The organism is Pararhizobium capsulatum DSM 1112 (assembly GCF_030814475.1).
Taxonomy (GTDB): domain Bacteria; phylum Pseudomonadota; class Alphaproteobacteria; order Rhizobiales; family Rhizobiaceae; genus Pararhizobium; species Pararhizobium capsulatum.
On record NZ_JAUSVF010000001.1, the window covers coordinates 2,130,535 to 2,154,139 of the forward strand.

General features: G+C 58.5%; 26 protein-coding genes. 24 read left to right on the forward strand and 2 right to left on the reverse strand.

Features of this window, described 5'->3' with window-relative positions:
• Nucleotides 1-50 precede the first annotated feature (50 nt).
• Together rpoB and rpoC are read left to right on the forward strand one after the other, a co-directional pair.
• Nucleotides 51-4,190, forward strand: coding sequence for a DNA-directed RNA polymerase subunit beta (gene rpoB / locus QO002_RS10265; protein ID WP_307229242.1), 4,140 nt, complete (start codon nucleotides 51-53; stop codon nucleotides 4,188-4,190).
• Between the two features lie 181 nt (nucleotides 4,191-4,371).
• Nucleotides 4,372-8,577: a DNA-directed RNA polymerase subunit beta' gene (rpoC, locus tag QO002_RS10270; protein WP_307229244.1), complete on the forward strand. Its 4,206-nt coding sequence runs from the start codon at nucleotides 4,372-4,374 to the stop codon at nucleotides 8,575-8,577.
• Between the two features lie 123 nt (nucleotides 8,578-8,700).
• Here rpoC and QO002_RS10275 read toward each other — a convergent pair whose 3' ends face one another.
• Together QO002_RS10275 and QO002_RS10280 are read right to left on the reverse strand one after the other, a co-directional pair.
• Nucleotides 8,701-9,408: an acid phosphatase gene (locus QO002_RS10275; protein WP_307229246.1), complete on the reverse strand. Its 708-nt coding sequence runs from the start codon at nucleotides 9,406-9,408 to the stop codon at nucleotides 8,701-8,703.
• Nucleotides 9,409-9,620: 212 nt separating this feature from the next.
• Nucleotides 9,621-9,917: a transcriptional regulator gene (locus tag QO002_RS10280; RefSeq protein ID WP_307229248.1), complete on the reverse strand. Its 297-nt coding sequence runs from the start codon at nucleotides 9,915-9,917 to the stop codon at nucleotides 9,621-9,623.
• A gap of 642 nt (nucleotides 9,918-10,559) precedes the next feature.
• On the opposite strand from QO002_RS10280, the gene rpsL reads away from it, so the two are divergent.
• The 22 genes from rpsL to rplR all read left to right on the forward strand — a co-directional run bounded on the left by rpsL (nucleotide 10,560) and on the right by rplR (nucleotide 23,597).
• Nucleotides 10,560-10,931: a 30S ribosomal protein S12 gene (gene rpsL, locus QO002_RS10285; protein ID WP_003507760.1), complete on the forward strand. Its 372-nt coding sequence runs from the start codon at nucleotides 10,560-10,562 to the stop codon at nucleotides 10,929-10,931.
• Between the two features lie 80 nt (nucleotides 10,932-11,011).
• Entirely contained in the window at nucleotides 11,012-11,482 is a 471-nt protein-coding gene (gene rpsG / locus QO002_RS10290) for a 30S ribosomal protein S7 (RefSeq protein WP_307229251.1), read from the forward strand.
• Nucleotides 11,483-11,512: 30 nt separating this feature from the next.
• Nucleotides 11,513-13,612, forward strand: a complete 2,100-nt coding sequence (gene fusA, locus QO002_RS10295; protein ID WP_307229253.1) for an elongation factor G — start codon at nucleotides 11,513-11,515, stop codon at nucleotides 13,610-13,612.
• A 72-nt stretch (nucleotides 13,613-13,684) separates the two neighbouring features.
• Nucleotides 13,685-14,860, forward strand: a complete 1,176-nt coding sequence (tuf, locus tag QO002_RS10300) for an elongation factor Tu (RefSeq protein ID WP_307229227.1) — start codon at nucleotides 13,685-13,687, stop codon at nucleotides 14,858-14,860.
• 295 nt (nucleotides 14,861-15,155) lie between these two features.
• Nucleotides 15,156-15,464 carry a 30S ribosomal protein S10 gene (rpsJ, locus tag QO002_RS10305; protein WP_003507767.1) on the forward strand — a complete coding sequence of 103 codons (309 nt, stop codon included), beginning with the start codon at nucleotides 15,156-15,158 and terminating at the stop codon, nucleotides 15,462-15,464.
• Between the two features lie 138 nt (nucleotides 15,465-15,602).
• Nucleotides 15,603-16,283, forward strand: a complete 681-nt coding sequence (gene rplC, locus QO002_RS10310) for a 50S ribosomal protein L3 (RefSeq protein ID WP_307229256.1) — start codon at nucleotides 15,603-15,605, stop codon at nucleotides 16,281-16,283.
• 12 nt (nucleotides 16,284-16,295) lie between these two features.
• Nucleotides 16,296-16,916, forward strand: a complete 621-nt coding sequence (rplD, locus tag QO002_RS10315) for a 50S ribosomal protein L4 (protein ID WP_307229258.1) — start codon at nucleotides 16,296-16,298, stop codon at nucleotides 16,914-16,916.
• Nucleotides 16,913-17,206, forward strand: coding sequence for a 50S ribosomal protein L23 (locus QO002_RS10320; protein ID WP_307229261.1), 294 nt, complete (start codon nucleotides 16,913-16,915; stop codon nucleotides 17,204-17,206). The genes rplD and QO002_RS10320 overlap by 4 nt, the downstream gene beginning before the upstream one ends.
• A 54-nt stretch (nucleotides 17,207-17,260) precedes the next feature.
• A complete protein-coding gene (gene rplB, locus QO002_RS10325; RefSeq protein ID WP_307229263.1) occupies nucleotides 17,261-18,097 on the forward strand; it encodes a 50S ribosomal protein L2 in 837 nt (278 codons plus the stop codon).
• A gap of 15 nt (nucleotides 18,098-18,112) precedes the next feature.
• A complete protein-coding gene (rpsS, locus tag QO002_RS10330; RefSeq protein WP_307229265.1) occupies nucleotides 18,113-18,391 on the forward strand; it encodes a 30S ribosomal protein S19 in 279 nt (92 codons plus the stop codon).
• Between the two features lie 2 nt (nucleotides 18,392-18,393).
• Nucleotides 18,394-18,783 (forward strand): 50S ribosomal protein L22, encoded by a 390-nt coding sequence (rplV, locus tag QO002_RS10335; RefSeq protein ID WP_307229267.1) that lies wholly within the window; start codon nucleotides 18,394-18,396, stop codon nucleotides 18,781-18,783.
• Entirely contained in the window at nucleotides 18,783-19,496 is a 714-nt protein-coding gene (gene rpsC / locus QO002_RS10340) for a 30S ribosomal protein S3 (protein WP_307229269.1), read from the forward strand. Before rplV ends, rpsC begins: the two co-directional genes overlap by 1 nt.
• A 38-nt stretch (nucleotides 19,497-19,534) precedes the next feature.
• A complete protein-coding gene (gene rplP, locus QO002_RS10345) occupies nucleotides 19,535-19,948 on the forward strand; it encodes a 50S ribosomal protein L16 (RefSeq protein ID WP_117372290.1) in 414 nt (137 codons plus the stop codon).
• Between the two features lie 11 nt (nucleotides 19,949-19,959).
• Nucleotides 19,960-20,160, forward strand: a complete 201-nt coding sequence (rpmC, locus tag QO002_RS10350) for a 50S ribosomal protein L29 (RefSeq protein WP_056319072.1) — start codon at nucleotides 19,960-19,962, stop codon at nucleotides 20,158-20,160.
• 12 nt (nucleotides 20,161-20,172) lie between these two features.
• Nucleotides 20,173-20,409, forward strand: a complete 237-nt coding sequence (rpsQ, locus tag QO002_RS10355) for a 30S ribosomal protein S17 (protein WP_307229273.1) — start codon at nucleotides 20,173-20,175, stop codon at nucleotides 20,407-20,409.
• A 243-nt stretch (nucleotides 20,410-20,652) separates the two neighbouring features.
• Entirely contained in the window at nucleotides 20,653-21,021 is a 369-nt protein-coding gene (gene rplN, locus QO002_RS10360) for a 50S ribosomal protein L14 (RefSeq protein ID WP_018328276.1), read from the forward strand.
• A gap of 13 nt (nucleotides 21,022-21,034) precedes the next feature.
• Entirely contained in the window at nucleotides 21,035-21,346 is a 312-nt protein-coding gene (gene rplX, locus QO002_RS10365; protein ID WP_307229275.1) for a 50S ribosomal protein L24, read from the forward strand.
• Nucleotides 21,339-21,899, forward strand: a complete 561-nt coding sequence (gene rplE / locus QO002_RS10370; protein WP_307229277.1) for a 50S ribosomal protein L5 — start codon at nucleotides 21,339-21,341, stop codon at nucleotides 21,897-21,899. Before rplX ends, rplE begins: the two co-directional genes overlap by 8 nt.
• Nucleotides 21,900-21,929: 30 nt before the next feature.
• Nucleotides 21,930-22,235: a 30S ribosomal protein S14 gene (gene rpsN / locus QO002_RS10375; RefSeq protein ID WP_307229279.1), complete on the forward strand. Its 306-nt coding sequence runs from the start codon at nucleotides 21,930-21,932 to the stop codon at nucleotides 22,233-22,235.
• 12 nt (nucleotides 22,236-22,247) lie between these two features.
• Nucleotides 22,248-22,646, forward strand: coding sequence for a 30S ribosomal protein S8 (rpsH, locus tag QO002_RS10380; RefSeq protein ID WP_307229283.1), 399 nt, complete (start codon nucleotides 22,248-22,250; stop codon nucleotides 22,644-22,646).
• A 42-nt stretch (nucleotides 22,647-22,688) separates the two neighbouring features.
• Complete coding sequence (gene rplF / locus QO002_RS10385) at nucleotides 22,689-23,222, forward strand: 50S ribosomal protein L6 (RefSeq protein ID WP_307229285.1); 534 nt, start codon at nucleotides 22,689-22,691, stop codon at nucleotides 23,220-23,222.
• A 12-nt stretch (nucleotides 23,223-23,234) separates the two neighbouring features.
• Nucleotides 23,235-23,597 (forward strand): 50S ribosomal protein L18, encoded by a 363-nt coding sequence (gene rplR, locus QO002_RS10390; RefSeq protein WP_056319051.1) that lies wholly within the window; start codon nucleotides 23,235-23,237, stop codon nucleotides 23,595-23,597.
• Nucleotides 23,598-23,605: the final 8 nt, after the last annotated feature.

Here is a 23,605-nt window from a genome sequence, read left to right on the forward strand (position 1 = left end):
CATCGGTTCCCGTCCGTTGCAGGCCCGGATGCAAAATTGAAGGAGCGACGATGGCTCAGACCCTTTCGTTTAACGGTCGTAGGCGCGTACGCAAGTTTTTTGGTAAGATCCCCGAAGTCGCTGAGATGCCGAACCTGATCGAGGTTCAGAAGGCGTCCTACGACCAGTTTCTGATGGTTGACGAGCCGCAAGGCGGCCGTCCCGATGAAGGCCTTCAGTCCGTCTTCAAGTCGGTCTTCCCGATCACCGATTTCTCGGGCGCTTCCATGCTGGAATTCGTATCCTACGAGTTCGAACAGCCGAAGTTCGACGTAGAGGAATGCCGCCAGCGCGATCTTACCTACGCTGCACCCCTCAAGGTGACGCTGCGTCTCATCGTGTTCGATATCGACGAGGATACGGGCGCGAAGTCGATCAAGGACATCAAGGAACAGAACGTCTACATGGGCGACATGCCGCTCATGACCGACAACGGTACGTTCATCGTCAACGGCACCGAGCGCGTCATCGTTTCGCAGATGCACCGTTCGCCGGGCGTGTTCTTTGACCACGACAAGGGCAAGAGCCATTCTTCCGGCAAGCTGCTCTTTGCTGCCCGCGTCATCCCGTATCGCGGTTCCTGGCTCGACATCGAATTCGACGCCAAGGACATCGTCCATGCGCGTATCGACCGTCGTCGCAAGATCCCCGTCACGTCGCTGCTGATGGCACTCGGCATGGATGGCGAGGAGATCCTCGACACCTTCTACACAAAGTCGCTCTACCAGCGCGATGGCAAGGGCTGGCGGATTCCGTTCCAGCCGGACGCCCTCAAGGGCCAGAAGGCGCTTTCCGACCTGATCGACGCCGACACCGGTGAAGTTGTTGTCGAATCCGGCAAGAAGCTGACCCCGCGCCTGCTCAAGCAGCTCACCGAGAAGGGCCTCAAGGCCATCAAGGCGAGCGATGATGATCTTTACGGCAACTATCTTGCCGAAGACCTCGTCAACATGCAGACGGGTGAAATCTTCCTCGAAGCCGGCGACGAAATCGACGAGAAGACGCTCGGCGTCATCCTCGCATCAGGCTTCGACGAAATCCCGGTTCTCGACATCGACCATATCAATGTCGGCGCCTACATCCGCAACACGCTGTCGGTAGACAAGAACGAGAACCGTCAGGATGCTCTGTTCGACATCTACCGCGTCATGCGTCCGGGCGAACCGCCGACGATGGACTCGGCTGAAGCCATGTTCAACACGCTGTTCTTCGACGCCGAGCGTTACGACCTCTCGGCCGTTGGTCGCGTGAAGATGAACATGCGCCTTGATCTTGATGCTGCCGATACGGTTCGCATCCTGCGCAAGGAAGACATCCTGGCTGTTGTGCGCATGCTCGTCGAGTTGCGTGACGGCAAGGGCGAAATCGACGACATCGACAACCTCGGCAACCGCCGTGTTCGTTCGGTCGGCGAGCTGATGGAAAACCAGTATCGCCTCGGCCTGCTCCGCATGGAGCGCGCGATCAAGGAACGCATGTCCTCGATCGAGATCGACACCGTGATGCCGCAGGACCTGATCAACGCGAAGCCGGCAGCTGCCGCGGTTCGCGAATTCTTCGGTTCCTCGCAGCTGTCGCAGTTCATGGACCAGGTGAACCCGCTTTCGGAAATCACTCACAAGCGCCGTCTTTCGGCTCTTGGCCCGGGTGGTCTCACCCGCGAGCGCGCCGGCTTTGAAGTCCGCGACGTTCACCCGACCCACTACGGCCGTATCTGCCCGATCGAAACGCCGGAAGGCCCGAACATCGGTCTGATCAACTCGCTCGCAACCTTCGCCCGCGTCAACAAGTACGGCTTCATCGAAAGCCCGTACCGCAAGATCGTGGACGGCAAGGTGACGAAGGACGTTGTCTATCTGTCGGCGATGGAAGAAGCCAAGTACCACGTCGCGCAGGCCAACTCGGTCCTGAACGCGGATGAGTCCTTCTCTGAAGAGTTCGTCGTTTGCCGTCACGCCGGCGAAGTCATGCTCTCGCCCCGCGACCAGATCAACCTGATGGACGTTTCGCCGAAGCAGCTCGTTTCGGTCGCTGCCGCGCTCATCCCGTTCCTTGAGAACGACGACGCGAACCGCGCACTGATGGGTTCGAACATGCAGCGTCAGGCCGTTCCGCTTCTGCGGGCGGAAGCGCCGTTCGTCGGTACCGGCATGGAGCCGGTCGTGGCTCGCGATAGCGGTGCTGCTATCGCCGCTCGCCGCGGCGGTGTCGTCGACCAGGTTGACGCAACGCGTATCGTTATCCGTGCGACGGAAGACCTCGATCCGGGCAAGTCCGGCGTCGATATCTACCGCCTGCAGAAGTTCCAGCGTTCCAACCAGAACACCTGCGTCAACCAGCGCCCGCTGGTTACCGTTGGCGACGTTCTGAACAAGGGCGACATCATCGCGGACGGTCCGTCGACCGACCTCGGCGATCTGGCTCTCGGCCGCAACGCGCTCGTCGCGTTCATGCCGTGGAACGGCTACAACTACGAAGACTCGATCCTGCTCTCCGAGCGTATCGTTCGTGACGACGTGTTCACCTCCATCCACATCGAAGAATTCGAAGTGATGGCCCGTGACACCAAGCTTGGTCCGGAAGAAATCACCCGCGACATTCCGAACGTTTCGGAAGAAGCGCTGAAGAACCTCGACGAAGCCGGTATCGTCTACATCGGTGCGGAAGTTCAGCCGGGCGACATCCTCGTCGGCAAGATCACACCGAAGGGCGAAAGCCCGATGACGCCGGAAGAAAAGCTTCTGCGCGCCATCTTCGGTGAAAAGGCGTCCGACGTTCGCGACACCTCCATGCGCATGCCTCCGGGCACGTTCGGCACCATCGTCGAAGTTCGCGTCTTCAACCGCCACGGCGTTGAGAAGGACGAACGTGCGATGGCGATCGAGCGCGAGGAAATCGAACGCCTCGCCAAGGACCGCGATGACGAACAGGCGATCCTTGATCGTAACGTCTACGCACGTCTGATCGACATGCTGCGTGGCCACTCGGCCGTTGCCGGTCCGAAGGGCTTCAAGAAGGGCACCGAGCTTTCCAACGCTGTCGTCTCCGAATACCCCCGCTCGCAGTGGTGGATGTTCGCAATCGAGGACGAAAAGGCTCAGGGCGAGATCGAAGCTCTGCGTGGCCAGTATGACGAATCCAAGTCGCGCCTTGAACAGCGCTTCATGGACAAGGTCGAAAAGGTTCAGCGTGGCGACGAAATGCCTCCGGGCGTCATGAAGATGGTCAAGGTCTTCGTTGCTGTGAAGCGCAAGATCCAGCCGGGCGACAAGATGGCCGGCCGTCACGGCAACAAGGGTGTCGTGTCGCGTATCGTGCCGGTCGAAGACATGCCGTTCCTGGAAGACGGCACGCATGTTGACGTCGTTCTGAACCCGCTGGGCGTGCCTTCGCGCATGAACGTCGGTCAGATCCTCGAGACACACCTCGGTTGGGCTTGCGCCGGTATGGGCAAGAAGATCGGTGCCATGCTCGACGCCTACAAGGCGGGCGACAGCATCCAACCGCTGCGCGATACCATCGACAGCGTCATCGGGTCCGGTCCGAAGGGTGAGCCGATCAAGCAGTACGACGATGAGTCGATCGTGCGCCTGGCCGAGCAGACCCGTCGCGGTGTCTCGATCGCAACGCCGGTCTTCGACGGTGCTGTGGAAGCCGACGTCAACACGATGCTGGAACAGGCAGGCCTGAAGGTCACCGGTCAGTCGACGTTGTATGATGGCCGTACCGGCGATCAGTTCGACCGTCAGGTTACCGTCGGCTACATCTACATGCTGAAGCTGAACCACCTGGTCGACGATAAGATCCACGCCCGTTCGATTGGTCCTTACTCGCTCGTTACCCAGCAGCCGCTGGGCGGCAAGGCGCAGTTCGGCGGTCAGCGCTTCGGGGAAATGGAAGTCTGGGCGCTCGAAGCCTACGGCGCCGCCTACACCCTGCAGGAAATGCTGACGGTCAAGTCGGACGACGTGGCCGGCCGTACCAAGGTCTACGAAGCGATCGTCCGTGGCGACGACACCTTCGAAGCGGGCATTCCGGAGAGCTTCAACGTTCTCGTCAAGGAAATGCGCTCGCTAGGCCTCTCGGTCGAGCTTGAAAACTCGAAGATCGAGGATGTTCAGGCAGGCCAGCTGCCCGACGCAGCCGAGTAAAACAAATAAGGTGCGCGCCCTGTCTCGGCGCGCACCATTCTCGCCCTGAAGCGCCAGTCGCGAAGGGGAGGGAAGTGGACTGCATTTCCTGCAGTCATATCTGTTAAGGCAGGGGCCGACGCCCGGGAATTGTCGGCATCCTCGCTCAGCTCAGGGCAATTCGCCCGTAAAGGAGATAGGCATGAACCAAGAGGTCATGAACCTTTTCAATCCGCAGGTGCCTGCGCAGACCTTCGATTCCATCCGGATTTCGATTGCGTCGCCGGAGAAGATTCTCTCCTGGTCCTACGGTGAGATCAAGAAGCCGGAAACCATCAATTACCGTACGTTCAAGCCGGAACGCGACGGCCTGTTCTGCGCGCGCATCTTTGGTCCCATCAAGGACTACGAATGCCTGTGCGGCAAGTACAAGCGCATGAAGTACAAGGGCATCATCTGCGAAAAGTGCGGCGTCGAAGTCACGCTGTCGCGCGTTCGCCGCGAGCGCATGGGCCATATCGAACTCGCCGCGCCCGTTGCCCACATCTGGTTCCTGAAGTCCCTGCCGAGCCGCATCGCGACGCTGCTTGACATGACGCTGAAGGATATCGAACGCGTTCTCTACTTCGAAAACTACATCGTCACCGAGCCTGGCCTGACGTCGCTGAAGGAAAATCAGCTTCTGTCGGAAGAGGAATACATGATTGCCGTCGATGAGTTCGGCGAAGATCAGTTCACGGCGATGATCGGTGCTGAAGCCATCTACGAGATGCTCGCCTCGATGAACCTCGAAAAGATCGCAGGCGATCTGCGCTCGGATCTGGCGGACACCACGTCGGAACTGAAGCAGAAGAAGCTGATGAAGCGCCTGAAGATCGTCGAGAACTTCATGGAATCCGGCAATCGTCCGGAATGGATGATCATGAAGGTCGTTCCGGTGATCCCGCCGGATCTGCGTCCGCTGGTTCCGCTGGATGGCGGCCGCTTCGCGACGTCCGACCTCAACGATCTCTATCGCCGCGTCATCAACCGTAACAACCGCCTGAAGCGCCTGATCGAGCTTCGTGCGCCCGGTATCATCATCCGCAACGAAAAGCGCATGCTGCAGGAATCTGTGGATGCGTTGTTCGACAACGGCCGCCGCGGCCGCGTGATCACGGGCGCCAACAAGCGTCCGCTGAAGTCGCTGTCCGACATGCTCAAGGGCAAGCAGGGCCGCTTCCGCCAGAACCTTCTCGGCAAGCGCGTCGACTATTCCGGCCGTTCCGTCATCGTGACCGGTCCGGAACTGAAGCTGCACCAGTGCGGCCTGCCGAAGAAGATGGCGCTCGAACTGTTCAAGCCGTTCATCTACGCCCGCCTCGACGCCAAGGGTTTCTCCTCGACCGTCAAGCAGGCCAAGAAGCTGGTTGAAAAGGAAAAGCCGGAAGTCTGGGATATCCTCGACGAGGTCATCCGCGAACATCCGGTTCTCCTGAACCGCGCACCGACGCTGCACCGCCTGGGCATCCAGGCCTTCGAACCGATCCTGGTCGAAGGCAAGGCGATCCAGCTGCACCCGCTCGTCTGCACGGCCTTCAACGCCGACTTCGACGGCGACCAGATGGCTGTTCACGTTCCGCTTTCGCTTGAAGCCCAGCTTGAAGCCCGCGTTCTGATGATGTCGACGAACAACATTCTGCACCCCGCAAACGGTGCACCGATCATCGTTCCGTCACAGGACATGGTTCTCGGCCTGTACTATTTGTCGATCCTGAACCAGAACGAGCCGGGCGAAGGCATGGCCTTCTCCGACATCGGCGAACTGCATCACGCGCTTGAAACCAAGTCCGTGACGCTGCATGCCAAGATTCGCGGCCGCTTCAAGACTGTCGATGCCGAAGGCAAGCCGGTTTCGAAGATTTTCGAAACGACGCCTGGTCGTATGCTCGTCGGCGAACTGCTGCCGAAGAACGTCAACGTGCCGTTCGACGTCTGCAACCAGGAACTGACCAAGAAGAACATCTCCAAGATGATCGACACGGTCTACCGCCATTGCGGCCAGAAGGACACGGTCATATTCTGCGACCGTATCATGCAGCTCGGTTTCGCTCATGCCTGCCGCGCCGGCATTTCGTTCGGCAAGGACGACATGGTCATTCCGGACAGCAAGGTCAAAATTGTCGGTGACACCGAAAGCCTGGTGAAGGAATACGAACAGCAGTACAACGACGGTCTCATCACCCAGGGCGAAAAGTACAACAAGGTTGTCGACGCCTGGGGCAAGGCAACAGACAAGGTCGCTGAAGACATGATGGCCCGTATCAAGGCTGTCGAGTTCGACGACAACGGTCGCCAGAAGCCAATGAACGCCATCTACATGATGTCGCACTCGGGTGCTCGTGGTTCACCGAACCAGATGCGTCAGCTGGGCGGCATGCGCGGCCTGATGGCCAAGCCGTCGGGTGAAATCATCGAGACGCCGATCATCTCGAACTTCAAGGAAGGTCTGACCGTTAACGAGTACTTCAACTCGACCCACGGCGCCCGTAAGGGCCTTGCAGACACCGCTCTGAAGACCGCGAACTCCGGTTACCTGACCCGTCGTCTCGTTGACGTCGCGCAGGATTGTATCGTCAATCTCGTCGATTGCGGCACCGAAGCCGGCCTCACCATGACCGCCATCGTCGATGCCGGTCAGGTCGTTGCCTCCATCGGCGCCCGCGTTCTCGGCCGTACGGCTCTCGACGACATCGATCACCCGGTTACGGGCGTTCGTATCGTCGATGCTGGCCGCATGATCCTTGAGCCCGATGTCATCGAGATCGAAAAGGCTGGTATCCAGTCGATCCGCATTCGCTCCGCTCTGACCTGCGAAGTTCAGACCGGTGTCTGCGGCGTCTGCTACGGTCGTGACCTTGCCCGCGGTACCCCTGTCAACATGGGTGAAGCTGTCGGCGTCATCGCCGCTCAGTCGATCGGCGAGCCGGGCACCCAGCTCACCATGCGCACGTTCCACCTTGGCGGAACGGCGACGGTGGTCGACAGCTCGTTCCTGGAAGCTTCGTACGAAGGCACGATCCAGATCAAGAACCGCAACATGCTGCGCAACTCCGATGGCAACCTGATTGCCATGGGTCGTAACATGGCTGTTCAGATCCTGGACGAACGTGGTGTCGAGCGTTCCTCGCAGCGCGTTGCCTATGGCTCGAAGATCTTTGTCGACGATGGCGACAAGGTGAAGCGCGGTCAGCGTCTCGCGGAGTGGGACCCTTACACCCGCCCGATGATGACGGAAGTAGAAGGTACGGTTCATTTCGAAGATATCGTCGATGGTATCTCCGTTCTGGAAGCGACCGACGAAGCGACCGGCATCACCAAGCGTCAGGTTATCGACTGGCGTTCGACGCCGCGCGGTATCGACCTGAAGCCGGCGATCGTCATCAAGGACAAGAATGGCGCTGTTGCCAAGCTGTCGCGTGGCGGTGAAGCCCGCTTCCTGCTTTCGGTTGACGCCATCCTGTCGGTCGAGCCGGGTACCAAGGTCTCCCAGGCAGACGTGCTTGCACGTTCGCCGCTGGAAAGCGCCAAGACGAAGGACATCACCGGTGGTCTGCCGCGCGTTGCCGAACTCTTCGAAGCGCGCCGTCCGAAGGATCACGCTATCATCGCTGAAATCGATGGTACGATCCGCTTCGGCCGCGACTACAAGAACAAGCGCCGCGTGCTGATCGAGCCTGCCGAAGACGGTGTCGAGCCGGTCGAATACCTGATTCCGAAGGGCAAGCCCTTCCATCTTCAGGATGGCGACTATATCGAAAAGGGTGACTACATCCTCGACGGTAACCCGGCACCGCATGACATCCTGGCGATCAAGGGCGTCGAGGCTCTGGCTTCGTACCTCGTGAACGAAATCCAGGAAGTCTACCGTCTGCAGGGCGTTATCATCAACGACAAGCACATCGAGGTGATCGTTCGCCAGATGCTGCAGAAGGTTGAAATCACCGATGCAGGTGACTCGACCTATATCGTTGGCGACAGCGTGGACCGGATCGAACTGGAAGACGTCAACGATCAGCTGATCGAACAGGGCAAGAAGCCGGCCTTCGGCGACCCCGTCCTGCTCGGCATCACCAAGGCGTCGCTGCAGACCCCGTCCTTCATCTCGGCCGCATCCTTCCAGGAAACGACCAAGGTGCTGACGGAAGCCGCAATCGCCGGCAAGACCGACGGTCTGCAGGGTCTGAAGGAAAACGTCATCGTCGGCCGCCTCATCCCGGCTGGTACCGGCGGCACCATGACGCAGATCCGCCGCATCGCCACGGCTCGCGACGAGATGATCCTCGAAGAGCGCCGCAAGGGCACAGGCGTGGATGTTGCAACCCCGATGCTGGCCGACATGGCCAAGGAAGAAGCGGCTGCCGAGTAACGGCAGCGGGGAGGGGCGAGTTTTCGTCCCTCCTGCAACACAAAAAAGCCGCCGGAGAAAACTTCGGCGGCTTTTTGCTTTTCGCGGACGCTGAACTGACCGGCGTTTTTCGCGCTGCGATGATCAGGCGTGAGTAAGCCCGAGAACGGTGCGCAGCTCAGACTTCGCTGCTTCGAATTCAGCCTTGAAATCGTCATGTGTCATGATGGTCTGTGAGATGACCGTTCCGGAAATGCGGCCGGCTTCGATGTCGGTGGCGTAGTGAACGCCAGCAACCATGCGGTTGTGACCATATTCCCAGGCCCGCGTCATGATCGCTGCCTTCTGTTCAGGAACCATGTTCGACAGAACGATGCCCATTACGGTTCCAAGTGTCGTGTGGCCGGAAGGGTAGGCGCCTGACTTCGAAAGTTCGACGATCGGCTTGACGAGATCGCTGTAGAGATATGGACGCGGACGCTTCCAGAACTTCTTGGCAGGGTCGATCACGGCGCCTTCCGTTGCGACGATACGGTCAAAAAAGGCAGAGAACTTCGGCAGGTTTTCCTTCGTGAACTTCGGGTTGTTGATCACGTTGGCGAAGCGCCAGATTTCCTCTGCATCGTCGGCTGTCGCAAGCGCCGCTTCTTCCGGCGTGCGGGTAACCTGCAGGGTAAGAATTTCGCCCAGCTCGGCGCGGGTCTGCGCGGAATCGTCCGCTGGCGGCGGGGGCAGCAGATCAAGGAGATTGATTTCGGTCGCGTCGGCAAACGGCTTGGCGTCTTCCGCAAACACCGGGGAGACGAGGGCAATCAAAAGTGTGACGGCGAGAATGTTGGCTAGCTTGCGCATGGCTGCTCCTTTGAGTTGGGACAGTCCGGTCTAGCAACGCTGTATTTTAACAGTATGACAAAAATGACCCGCCTTGAGGCGGGCCGAAATATCGTTGCGATGCAGGCGGCCTTAGAGTTTGTCAGGGAAAAGTGGAAACCGGTTATCCCGAAAAGACAAACGCAAACAAAGGAATCTAGAGGATGTTTGGTTCAATCTGAACCAGACATTCTCTAGCCGAACTTGATGATAGCGACTTCGCCTTCGAGCGCGCCCTGATAGGCTGAGGCATGCGGCTCTTCGTCTGGTACATCGGTAAGGGTGCCGATCTGGTCGAGATCGGCTTCCAGGAAGCCTTCCTCCGCCAATGCGTTCAAGGCCTCGCGAACAGCCGTGTCATCATCGGGCGCACGCAGCATCACGTGGATGTCGACACCCTCCTTGTCGCCGTCGTGCTGATAGGCTTTGCCGATGATGATGAAGACCATCGGGCCGTCGAGGTTGTTGTCATTGTCGGCGGTTGTACTCATGGAGCGGTCCTTCGAAGGCTGGTCCAGCCAGCAATGCAAACAGTTGATCAGAGCGAACGGCCGGGGTGAGGAGCCTTATTTGGATCGCCAGATAGATCATCTTATAATGCAACTAAGTTGGGCGAATAGCCAAAATCGATTGAGAGGACGTTTTCCACGATCCGATTCTCCTGTTGCAGGACCGGGGAATCGCGCAATTGGACGATTGCTTGATGATTCCTTAAAAGCCATACGGCCCAGCGCCGATTCAGGGGATGCGCGCCGGGCGGGGTCGTGCTATCGACCGCAAAAGCCTTGTTTTGCAGGCATAGCAGCCCTGCTGGAGCCAGATTATTTGTTAACTCCCCTTGACGGGGAGGGCTTTAATCAGTACACCGCGCCCCATTAGAGCCCATGTGAGGCTGGCTGTTTCGGGACGACACGTTCTGAAGTTCGCCTCAAACAAGGTTCAAACGCACGCTGAAGACTGCAATGCTGCACGCAAGACGCTCGAATACGGTGTCCTCTGCTTTTTTGTGGGGCCATCTGCCGAAAGGCGGATAGGCCCTGATTTTGCGCATTGGACGAACGTGTGAAGTCGCCGGAGACGGCACCGATCCGCCCGCAAGGGTAACGAGACAAGAATTTGCAAGGGATGGTTATATGCCTACCGTAAACCAGCTGATCCGTAAGCCGCGTCAGGCACAGGTAAAGCGCAATAAGGTTCCTGCTCTGCAGGAAAACCCGCAGAAGCGTGGCGTTTGCACGCGCGTTTACACAACGACCCCGAAGAAGCCGAACTCGGCGCTGCGTAAGGTTGCCAAGATTCGTCTGACGAACGGCTTCGAAGTCATCGGCTACATTCCCGGTGAAGGTCACAACCTTCAGGAACACTCCGTGGTCATGATCCGCGGCGGTCGCGTCAAGGACTTGCCGGGCGTTCGTTATCACATCATCCGCGGCGTTCTCGATACCCAGGGTGTCAAGAACCGTAAGCAGCGCCGTTCCAAGTATGGTGCGAAGCGTCCGAAGTAATTCGGATTTTCTAAAGGTTTCGGCGCTGCGCGAGGTTCTCCGCGTGATAAGGCGCCAGTTTAAAGTAGAGAGACAAACGTATGTCCCGTCGTCATAGTGCAGAAAAGCGCGAGATCAATCCGGATCCGAAGTTCGGTGATCTGGTCGTCACCAAGTTCATGAACGCTATCATGCTTCATGGTAAGAAGTCGGTCGCTGAAAACATCGTTTACGGTGCCTTCGACCTGGTACAGGGCAAGCTGAAGCAGGAGCCGGTCACCGTGTTCCATTCGGCTCTCGACAACATCGCTCCGCACGTCGAAGTTCGTTCGCGTCGCGTCGGTGGTGCAACTTACCAGGTTCCAGTCGATGTTCGCCCTGAGCGCCGTCAGGCTCTTGCTATCCGTTGGTTGATTGCTGCTGCTCGCAAGCGCAACGAAACCACCATGGTCGATCGCCTCTGCGGCGAACTCATGGATGCCGCGAACAACCGTGGCAGCGCTGTCAAGAAGCGCGAAGACACACACAAGATGGCTGACGCAAACCGCGCCTTCTCGCATTATCGCTGGTAATCGACGAACAATTTCGGAAGGGAGTCCTCTATGGCTCGCGAATATAAAATCGAAGACTACCGCAATTTCGGTATCATGGCGCACATCGACGCCGGCAAGACCACGACGACTGAGCGTATCCTGTACTACACCGGCAAGTCCCACAAGATCGGCGAAGTCCACGACGGCGCTGCGACCATGGACTGGATGGAGCAGGAGCAGGAACGCGGCATCACCATCACGTCCGCTGCGACCACGACCTTCTGGAAGGGTCGCGATGGCAAGATGCGCCGCTTCAACATCATCGACACCCCCGGCCACGTTGACTTCACGATCGAAGTCGAGCGTTCGCTGCGCGTTCTCGACGGTGCGATCGCTCTGCTCGACGCCAATGCCGGTGTTGAGCCGCAAACGGAAACCGTCTGGCGTCAGGCTGAAAAGTATCACGTTCCGCGGATGATCTTCTGCAACAAGATGGACAAGACCGGCGCTGATTTCTATCGCTCGGTTGACATGATCAAGTCCCGTCTCGGTGCGATCCCGGTCGTCATGCAGCTGCCGATCGGCGCTGAAACCGAATTCAAAGGCGTTATCGATCTGATCGAGATGAACGCTCTGATCTGGCGCGATGAATCGCTCGGCGCACAGTGGGATGTTGTCGAGATCCCGGAAGACATGAAGGACAAGGCGGAAGAATACCGCGAACTCCTCATCGAAACCGTTGTCGACATCGACGAAACGGCTATGGAAAATTACCTGAACGGTGTCATGCCTGACAACGATCAGATCCGTGCGCTCGTTCGCCGCGGCACCATCGACGTGAAGTTCCACCCGATGTTCTGCGGTACGGCTTTCAAGAACAAGGGCGTTCAGCCTCTGCTCGACGCCGTCTGCGATTATCTGCCGTCGCCGCTCGACATTCCGTCGATCAAGGGCATCGACGTCAAGACCGAAGCTGAGATCGAACGTCATCCTTCCGATGAAGAGCCGCTTTCCATGCTCGCCTTCAAGATCATGAACGACCCCTTCGTTGGTTCGCTCACGTTCGCCCGCATCTATTCCGGCAAGCTCGAAAAGGGCACGTCGGTCATGAACACTGTCAAGGAAAAGCGCGAGCGCGTCGGCCGCATGCTGCAGATGCATTCCAACTCCCGTGAAGACATCGAAGAAGCCTTTGCCGGCGACATCGTTGCTCTCGCAGGTCTCAAGGAAACCACCACCGGCGATACGCTCTGCGATCCGCTGAAGCAGGTTATCCTCGAGCGCATGGAATTCCCTGAGCCGGTCATCCAGATCGCAATCGAGCCGAAGACCAAGGGCGACCAGGAAAAGATGGGCCTCGCGCTCAACCGCCTGGCTGCTGAAGATCCTTCGTTCCGCGTCAAGACGGATGAAGAATCCGGTCAGACGATCATCGCCGGCATGGGCGAACTTCACCTCGATATTCTCGTTGACCGCATGCGTCGCGAGTTCAAGGTTGAAGCCACCGTCGGCGCGCCGCAGGTTGCCTATCGTGAATCGATCACGAAGAAGCACGAGGAAGATTACACGCACAAGAAGCAGTCCGGCGGTACCGGCCAGTTCGCGCGCGTCAAGATCATCTTCGAACCGAATGAAGAAGGCGACGACTTCAAGTTTGAATCCAAGATCGTTGGTGGTGCTATTCCGAAGGAATATATCCCAGGCGTCCAGAAGGGCATCGAAAGCGTTCTGTCCTCGGGTCCGCTTGCTGGCTTCCCGATGCTGGGCGTCAAGGCGACACTCATCGACGGTGCATTCCACGATGTTGACTCTTCGGTTCTCGCGTTCGAAATAGCCTCCCGCGCCTGCTTCCGTGAAGCGGCAAAGAAGGCTGGCGCACAGCTGCTCGAACCGATGATGAAGGTCGAAGTCGTGACGCCGGAAGATTACGTCGGCGACGTTATCGGTGACCTGAACTCCCGTCGTGGCCAGATTCAGGGCCAGGAATCGCGCGGCGTAGCCGTCGTGATCTCCGCGAACGTGCCGCTGGCGAACATGTTCAAGTACGTGGACAACCTGCGCTCGATGAGCCAGGGCCGTGCTCAGTACACGATGACCTTCGATCACTATGCGCCGGTTCCGTCGAACGTGTCGCAGGAAATCCAGGCGAAGTACTCCGGTCAGAAGTGACCGGAGCCTACCAGAGCTGACAGAAACAAGAGAATATCCCCCTTATAGGGGCAAAGAAACGGAGAGCCGGAAATGGCAAAGAGCAAATTTGAGCGCAACAAGCCGCACGTTAACATTGGCACGATCGGCCACGTTGACCATGGCAAGACGTCGCTGACGGCGGCGATCACGAAGTATTTCGGCGAGTTCAAGGCGTACGACCAGATCGACGCTGCCCCGGAAGAAAAGGCGCGCGGCATCACCATTTCGACGGCGCACGTCGAATATGAGACGCCTGCCCGTCACTACGCGCACGTCGACTGCCCCGGCCACGCCGACTACGTCAAGAACATGATCACCGGTGCGGCGCAGATGGACGGCGCGATCCTGGTTTGCTCGGCTGCCGACGGCCCGATGCCGCAGACCCGCGAGCACATCCTGCTTGCCCGTCAGGTTGGCGTTCCGGCGATCGTCGTGTTCCTCAACAAGGTCGACCAGGTTGACGACGCCGAGCTTCTCGAGCTGGTCGAGCTTGAAGTTCGCGAACTTCTGTCGTCCTACGACTTCCCGGGCGATGACATCCCGATCATCAAGGGCTCGGCTCTTGCTGCTCTGGAAGATTCGGACAAGAAGATCGGGGAAGACTCGATCCGCGAGCTGATGGCTGCTGTCGACGCCTACATCCCGACGCCTGAGCGTCCGATCAACCTGCCGTTCCTGCTGCCGATCGAAGACGTGTTCTCGATCTCGGGCCGTGGTACGGTTGTGACCGGCCGCGTCGAGCGCGGTATCGTCAAGGTTGGCGAAGAAGTCGAGATTGTCGGCATCCGCCCGACTACCAAGACGACGGTTACCGGCGTTGAAATGTTCCGCAAGCTGCTCGACCAGGGCCAGGCCGGCGACAACATCGGCGCGCTGATCCGCGGCGTCACCCGTGACGGCGTTGAGCGTGGCCAGATCCTGTGCAAGCCGGGTTCGGTCAAGCCGCACAAGAAGTTCATGGCAGAAGCCTACATCCTGACGAAGGAAGAGGGCGGCCGTCATACGCCGTTCTTCACCAACTACCGTCCGCAGTTCTACTTCCGCACGACGGACGTGACCGGCATCGTTTCGCTGCCGGAAGGCACGGAAATGGTTATGCCGGGCGACAACGTCACGGTTTCCGTCGAGCTGATCGTTCCGATCGCGATGGAAGAAAAGCTGCGCTTCGCAATCCGCGAAGGCGGCCGTACCGTCGGCGCCGGCATCGTGGCCTCGATCGTCGAGTAATTCTCGGCAGGGAAGTGGCGCGCCATAAGCGCCGCTTCCACGATCATTTGTTGGTCGAAGCATGCGATTTGGATCGTATGCCTCTCGAATTGGCGGAAGCGCGAAAAATCGCGCTTCCGTAGGCGTTCGGGCATTGTATCGGACGCCGATTCCGTATATGTCGCGGGTCGATTTGCAGATTCGAACGAACAGAAAGCGATTTGCTTTCTGTGCTCTTTGAAGCATGAGCACCCGGAAACGAAAACGAACCGCCTCCACTTGAGGCATTCGCTTAACAAGAACAAGGACAAGTCGAATGAACGGCCAGAATATCCGCATCCGCCTCAAGGCGTTTGATCATCGGATTCTTGACGCCTCTACGCGGGAAATCGTTTCGACGGCCAAGCGCACGGGTGCTTCGGTCCGTGGCCCGGTGCCGCTTCCGACGCGGATTGAGAAGTTCACAGTCAACCGCTCGCCCCACGTAGACAAGAAGAGCCGCGAACAGTTCGAGATGCGTACGCACAAGCGTCTTCTCGACATCGTCGATCCGACCCCGCAGACCGTTGACGCGCTGATGAAGCTCGACCTCGCTGCCGGCGTCGACGTCGAAATCAAGCTTTAATAACAAGGAAGGTACGTGGACCTAGGTCCAACGGCTTCCCAAAACGGGCGACCCTCTGATCGGACGATCCGAGGGAGACCTTAAACCAGAGATGCGGAGGGGTTCGCCCCGAAGCTAACTCTCAAGAGGAATGAACCAATGCGTTCAGGTGTGATTGCACAGAAAGTTGGGATGACCCGCGTCTATAACGACGCTGGTGAGCATATCCCGGTAACAGTTCTGCGTATGGAAAACTGCCAGGTAGTGGCCCATCGCACGGAAGACAAGAATGGCTACACCGCAGTTCAGCTCGGTGCTGGCCAGTCCAAGGTCAAGAACACGAACAAGGCGCAGCGCGGTCAGTTTGCTGCCGCAAGCGTAGAGCCGAAGGCAAAGGTCGTCGAGTTTCGCGTTTCGTCCGACAACCTCATCGATGTCGGCGCTGAGATCACTGCAAACCATTTCATCGCCGGCCAGCTGGTCGACGTGACTGGTACTTCGGTCGGTAAGGGTTTTGCCGGTGCGATGAAGCGCCACAACTTCGGCGGCCTGCGTGCTACGCACGGCGTGTCCGTCTCTCACCGTTCGCATGGTTCGACAGGTAACAACCAGGATCCGGGTAAGGTCTGGAAGGGCAAGCGCATGGCTGGTCATATGGGCCAGACGCGCATTACCACCCAGAACCTGGAAGTGGTCTCCACCGATGAAGACCGCGGCCTGATCCTCGTCAAGGGCGCCGTACCCGGCTCCAAGGGCGCATGGATCGTCGTTCGCGACGCCATCAAGTCCGGCACTCCGGCTGACGCTCCGCGTCCCGCCGCTGTGCGCGCAGCCAAGTAAGGAGGCCCGACTATGGATCTCAATGTAACCACCCTTGAGGGAAAAGAAGCCGGCAAGGTCTCCTTGTCCGACGCGATTTTCGGCCTTGAGCCCCGCGAAGACATCATCGCTCGCGTTGTTCGCTGGCAGCTTGCCAAGAAGCAGCAGGGCACTCACAAGGCGAAGGGTCGCGCTGAAGTCGCCCGCACCGGCGCCAAGATGTTCAAGCAGAAGGGTACGGGCCGCGCTCGTCACCATTCGGCTCGTGCACCGCAGTTCCGCGGCGGCGGTAAGGCTCATGGTCCGGTTGTTCGCAGCCACGCCCATGACCTGCCGAAGAAAGTTCGTGCTCTCGGCCTGCGCCATGCGCTGTCGGCCAAGCTTCGCGCTGAAGGCGTGATCATCGTCGACAACCTGGTTGCTGCTGAAGCAAAAACCAAGGTTCTTGCCGGTCAGTTCGCTTCGCTCGGCCTCACCAACGCACTGATCATCGGCGGCGCCGAGCTTGACAACAACTTCAAGCTTGCTGCTCAGAACATCCCGAACGTGGACGTTCTGCCGGTTCAGGGCATCAATGTTTACGACATTCTGCGTCGCGGCAAGCTCGTGCTGTCCAAGGCTGCAGTGGAAGCTCTAGAGGAGCGTTTCAAGTGACCGATCTTCGCCACTATGATGTGATCGTCTCTCCGTCGATCACGGAAAAGTCGACCCTGGTATCTGAAAACAACCAGATCGTCTTTAACGTCGCCAAGGGTGCTTCCAAGCCTGAAATCAAGGCTGCCGTCGAAGCTCTGTTCGGCGTCAAGGTTACGGCCGTGAACACGCTCGTCCGCAAGGGCAAGCTCAAGCGCTTCCGTGGCTTCGCTGGCCGGCAGTCGGACGTCAAGAAGGCAATCGTCACGCTCGCTGACGGTCAGTCCATCGACGTCTCTACCGGGCTCTAAAGGTTAAACCCGCGGTTCAAAACCTCAGGGCAGAACCCATAAGGGAACAAGAAAATGGCATTGAAAAGTTTCAATCCGACGACCCCGAGCCAGCGTCAGCTGGTCATCGTCGACCGGTCCGGCCTTCACAAGGGCAAGCCGGTCAAGGCGTTGACCGAAGGCCTGTCCTCCAAGGGCGGTCGCAATAACACCGGTCGCATTACCGTGCGCTACCAGGGCGGCGGTCACAAGCGGACCTACCGTCTGATCGACTTCAAGCGTCGCAAGTTCGACGTTGAGGGCACCGTAGAGCGTCTGGAATATGACCCGAACCGTACGGCGTTCATTGCGCTGATCAACTACGCGGACGGCGAACAGGCCTACATCCTCGCTCCGCAGCGTCTCGCTGCAGGCGACAAGGTCATCGCTTCCACGAAGCAGGTTGACGTGAAGCCCGGCAACACCATGCCGCTTCAATTCATCCCGGTTGGCTCGATCGTGCACAACGTTGAAATGAAGCCGGGCAAGGGCGGTCAGATCGCCCGTTCGGCAGGCACCTACGTTCAGCTCGTCGGTCGCGACCAGGGCATGGCGATCCTTCGCCTCAACTCTGGCGAACAGCGCCTCGTGCATTCTTCGTGCCTGGCAACTGTTGGTGCCGTATCGAACCCCGATCACGGCAACATCAACGACGGCAAGGCCGGTCGCTCCGTATGGCGCGGCAAGCGTCCGCACGTTCGCGGCGTCGTCATGAACCCGGTCGACCATCCGCACGGCGGTGGTGAAGGCCGCACATCCGGTGGCCGCCACCCGGTTACCCCGTGGGGCAAGCCGACCAAGGGCAAGCGCACGCGTTCGAACAAGTCCACGGACAAGTTCATCATGCGTTCGCGCCATCAGCGTAAGAAGTAAGAGAGGAAGTCTCCAATGGCTCGTTCAGTATGGAAAGGTCCGTTTGTTGACGGCTATCTTCTCAAGAAGGCTGAGAAGGTTCGTGAAGGCGGTCGTAGCGAAGTGATCAAGATGTGGAGCCGTCGCTCCACCATCCTGCCGCAGTTCGTCGGTCTGACCTTCGGCGTCTACAACGGTAGCAAGCATGTGCCGGTTTCCGTGTCGGAAGACATGGTCGGTCACAAGTTCGGTGAATTCTCTCCGACCCGGACCTATTACGGTCACGGTGCGGACAAGAAGGCAAAGAGGAAGTAATTATGGGCAAGGCAAAAGCCGAACGCCGGCTGAAGGATAATGAGGCGCAGGCAGTTGCGCGCACGATCCGCGTCAGCCCCCAGAAGCTCAACCTGGTTGCCGCGATGATCCGCGGCAAGAAGGTCGATCGCGCTCTGGCCGAACTGGAATTCTCGCGCAAGCGCATCTCCGACACGGTCAAGAAGACCCTCGAGTCGGCGATCGCAAACGCTGAGAACAACCACGACCTCGACGTTGACTCGCTCATCGTCGCGGAAGCCTTTGTTGGCAAGTCGATCACCATGAAGCGTTTCCACGCCCGTGGCCGCGGTCGTGCATCGCGTATCGAAAAGCCGTTCGCTCACCTGACGATCATCGTTCGTGAAGTGGAAGCCAAAGGGGAGGCCGCATAATGGGTCAGAAGATTAATCCGATTGGTTTCCGTCTGGGCATCAACCGTACCTGGGACAGCCGTTGGTTCGCCGACAATGCCGAGTACGGTCAGCTTCTTCACGAAGACCTCAAGATTCGTGCCTACCTGCTTGAAGAACTCAAGCAGGCCGGTATCGCCAAGGTCGTAATCGAGCGTCCGCACAAGAAGTGCCGCGTCACGATCCACTCGGCTCGTCCGGGCCTGATCATCGGCAAGAAGGGTGCAGACATCGAAAAGCTTCGCAAGAAGCTTTCCGAGATGACGAATTCTGAAACGCACCTCAACATCGTTGAAGTTCGTAAGCCGGAAGTCGACGCAACCCTCGTTGCTCAGTCGATTGCCCAGCAGCTCGAGCGCCGCGTGGCTTTCCGCCGTGCGATGAAGCGTTCGGTTCAGTCTGCTATGCGTCTTGGCGCCGAAGGCATCAAGATCACCTGCGGTGGCCGCCTCGGCGGTGCTGAAATCGCCCGTACGGAATGGTACCGTGAAGGTCGCGTTCCGTTGCACACGCTGCGCGCCGACATCGACTACGGTGTTGCCGAAGCAAAGACTGCTTTCGGTATCTGCGGCATCAAGGTCTGGATCTTCAAGGGCGAAATCCTTGAGCATGATCCGATGGCATCCGAACGCCGCGCAAGCGAAAGCGATGCACAAGGCCCGAGCAGCAATAACCGCCGTCGTGAAAACGCCTAACAGTCGTTCCTGGCAGCCGATATTGGAGAAGTAAAAAAATGTTGCAGCCAAAGCGTACTAAGTACCGGAAGCAGTTCAAGGGACGCATCAAGGGCGTCGCCAAGGGCGGTTCCGATCTGGCGTTCGGCGAATTCGGCCTGAAGGCTCAGGAACCGAACCGCGTCAACGCCCGTGAGATCGAAGCGGCTCGCCGCGCGATCACCCGTTACATGAAGCGCGCCGGCCGCGTGTGGATCCGCGTCTTCCCAGACGTTCCGGTCACCGCAAAGCCGACCGAAGTCCGCATGGGTAAGGGTAAAGGTTCGGTCGAATACTGGGCAGCCAAGGTCAAGCCCGGCCGAATGATGTTTGAGATCGATGGCGTTAGCGAAGAAATCGCACGCGAGGCTCTGCGCCTCGGCTCCGCCAAGCTCTCGGTTAAGACGCGCTTCGTTCAGCGCATCGCAGAGTAAGGATAGAAGCCATGAAAGCTGCAGATGTTCGCGCGCTGAGCGCCGATCAACTCAACGAAGAGCTGGCAAAGCTGAAGAAGGAGCAGTTCAACCTGCGCTTCCAGAAGGCAACCGGCCAGCTCGAAAAGTCGTCGCGCATTAATGAAGTCCGTAAGGACATCGCGCGCGTAAAAACCATTGCCCGCCAGAAGGCGGCGGAAGCCAAGGCTTAAGGACCGAAAACTATGCCGAAACGCATTCTGCAGGGCACTGTCGTCAGCGACAAGAATGACAAGACCGTTGTGGTCCGTGTCGAGCGTCGCTTCGCGCACCCGATCTTCCAGAAGACCGTCCGCCGGTCGAAGAAGTACAAGGCGCATGACGAGAACAACCAGTACAAGGTCGGCGACGTCGTTTCCATCGAGGAATGCGCGCCGATCTCCAAGGACAAGACCTGGACCGTGGTGTCTGCTCAGGTTTAATTGTTAAGACTCTTTGCGCGGGGGCTTGCTTCTCGCGCAAAAATCTGTATGAAGCAGCGTCAGAACGCTCGTCCTTCGGGCGTTCTTTTGCTTTGAGCGCACGGAAGGTCCTTGATCCAAGGAAACCACCCTGGCAACGATCGATCCCGCGCACGAACAAAATTTTCATAAGCTGGAACAGGGGGTCCCTCCGTCGTAGGAGTGTGCCCAACCGGTCTGGTAACAACAAGAAGGCGACCTGATATGATTCAGATGCAAACAAACCTCGACGTGGCGGATAATTCCGGCGCACGTCGTGTCATGTGCATCAAGGTGCTGGGCGGTTCCAAGCGTAAGTACGCTTCGGTCGGCGACATTATTGTCGTTTCGATCAAGGAAGCTATTCCGCGCGGCCGCGTCAAGAAGGGTGATGTGATGAAGGCGGTTGTTGTACGCACCGCCAAGGACATCCGTCGTCCGGACGGCAGCGTCATCCGCTTCGATAACAACGCAGCTGTTCTTATCGATAACAAGAAAGAGCCGATCGGCACCCGTATCTTCGGACCGGTTCCGCGCGAACTGCGCGCCAAGAACCACATGAAGATCATCTCGCTGGCTCCAGAAGTACTGTAAGGGAGCGACAGAGATGCAAAAGATTCGCAAGGGCGACAAAGTCGTCGTACTCACCGGTAAGGACAAGGGCCGTTCCGGTGAAGTTATCCAAGTGCTGCCGAAGGAAGATCGGGCTGTTGTGCGTGGCATCAATCTGGTGAAGCGTCACCAGCGCCAGACCCAGAGCCAGGAAGCCGGCATCATCAGCAAGGAAGCCTCCGTGCACCTTTCCAACCTCGCCGTTGCAGACAAGGACGGCAAGCCGACCCGCGTCGGCTTCAAGGTTCTTGAGGACGGCAAGAAGGTCCGTGTGGCCAAGCGTTCGGGAGAAGTGATCGATGGCTGACGCAAGCAAGTACGAGCCCCGGCTCAAGAAGGATTACGTCGAGCGCATCCGCGCTGCGATGCAGGAGAAGTTCTCCTACGCCAACGAAATGCAGATCCCGCGTCTTGAAAAGATCGTGATCAACATGGGTGTTGGCGAGTCGACCTCCGACTCCAAGAAGCCCACGGTTGCTGCAGCCGATCTCGCCGCGATTGCCGGCCAGAAGCCGGTCATCACCAAGGCTCGCAACTCCATCGCCGGCTTCAAGCTGCGCGAAGGCATGCCGATCGGTGCGAAGGTTACTCTTCGTGGCGCGCGCATGTATGAATTCCTGGACCGCCTCGTGAACATCGCTCTTCCGCGCGTTCGCGACTTCCGTGGTCTGAACCCGAAGTCCTTCGACGGCCGTGGCAACTTCGCCATGGGCATCAAAGAGCACATTGTGTTCCCTGAGATCAACTACGACAAGGTTGATCAGATGTGGGGCATGGACATCATCGTTTGCACGACGGCAACTGTCGACGACGAAGCGCGGGCTCTGCTTACAGAGTTCAACTTCCCGTTCCGCCAGTAAACCGTAACGACAAGCAGAAGGATAAGTTTTATGGCGAAAACGAGCGCAGTTGAAAAGAACAAGCGCCGCCGCAAACTGGTCTCCCAGGAAGCCTCCAAGCGGGCTGCCCTGAAGGCGACCATCATGAACCAGTCTCTTCCTCTCGAAGAGCGGTTCAAGGCAACTCTGAAGCTGGCCGCCCTCCCGCGCGATGGTTCGAAGACCCGCGTACGCAACCGTTGCGAAGTCACCGGTCGTCCGCGCGCTTACTATCGTAAACTCAAGATGTCGCGTATTGCGCTTCGCGAACTTGGCAATTTCGGCCGCGTGCCGGGCATTGTTAAGTCGAGCTGGTAAGGAGACGGGCACATGGCAATGACTGATCCATTGGGCGATATGCTCACCCGTATCCGTAACGGTGCTGCTCGCCGCAAGTCCAGCGTTTCGACGCCGGCTTCGAAGCTGCGCGCACGCGTTCTGGATGTTCTTCAGGCTGAAGGCTACATCCGCGGTTACTCCGAAGTCGAATTCGGCAACGGCAAGGCTGAGCTGAATATCGAACTGAAATACTACGAAGGTGCGTCGGTGATCCGTGAGATCGGCCGCGTATCCAAGCCGGGCCGCCGAGTTTATGTCTCGGTGAAGTCCATTCCGCAGGTCGCGAACGGTCTCGGCATCACTATCCTTTCGACTCCGAAGGGTGTGATGGCTGATCACCAGGCACGCGAACAGAACGTTGGTGGCGAGATCCTTTGCTCCGTATTCTAATACGGCGCAAGGATCTCCATAACGGACAGACAGGGTAAAACAATGTCTCGTATCGGTAAAAAGCCCGTTCAGGTTCCCGCAGGTGTCACCGCGACTGTCGATGGACAGAAGGTGACGGCAAAGGGCCCGAAGGGCGAACTCTTCTTCGTTGCAAACGACGAAGTTCTCGTAAAGCTGGAAGACGGCGCTGTTGCTGTTACTCCGGTTGACCAGTCCAAGGATGCACGGTCGAAGTGGGGCATGTCCCGCACGATGATCGAAAACATCTTCAAGGGTGTCAAGGATGGTTACGAGCGCAAGCTCGAGATCAACGGCGTTGGTTACCGCGCGTCGCTTCAGGGCAAGAACCTGCAGCTGGCACTCGGTTTCAGCCACGACGTGATCTACCAGACCCCGGAAGGCATCTCGATTGCTGTGCCGAAGCCGACGGAAATCGTCGTCACCGGCATCAACAAGCAGCAGGTCGGCCAGGTTGCAGCGGAAATCCGCGAATACCGTGGTCCTGAGCCTTACAAGGGCAAGGGCGTCAAGTATGCCGGCGAGCGGATTGTCCGCAAAGAAGGCAAGAAGAAGTAAGGATCACGCGAAATGGCTACAAGGAAAGATACTCTTGTGCGTCGCGCCTCTCGCGTGCGTCGTCAAATCAAGGCTGTTGCAAACGGCCGTCCGCGCCTGTCGGTTCATCGCTCGTCGAAGAACATCTACGCTCAGGTTATCGATGATGTTGCTGGCAAGACGCTCGCGTCTGCCTCGACCCTCGATACGGATCTCCGCTCTTCGCTGAAGACTGGCGCCGATGCAGCAGCTGCTGCAGCCGTCGGCAAGCTTCTCGCAGAGCGTGCATCGAAGGCTGGTGTCAAGGACGTCGTCTTTGACCGTGGCGCCTTCATCTATCACGGCCGCGTCAAGGCGCTCGCCGAGGCAGCCCGCGAGGGTGGCCTGAACTTCTAATGCAACTT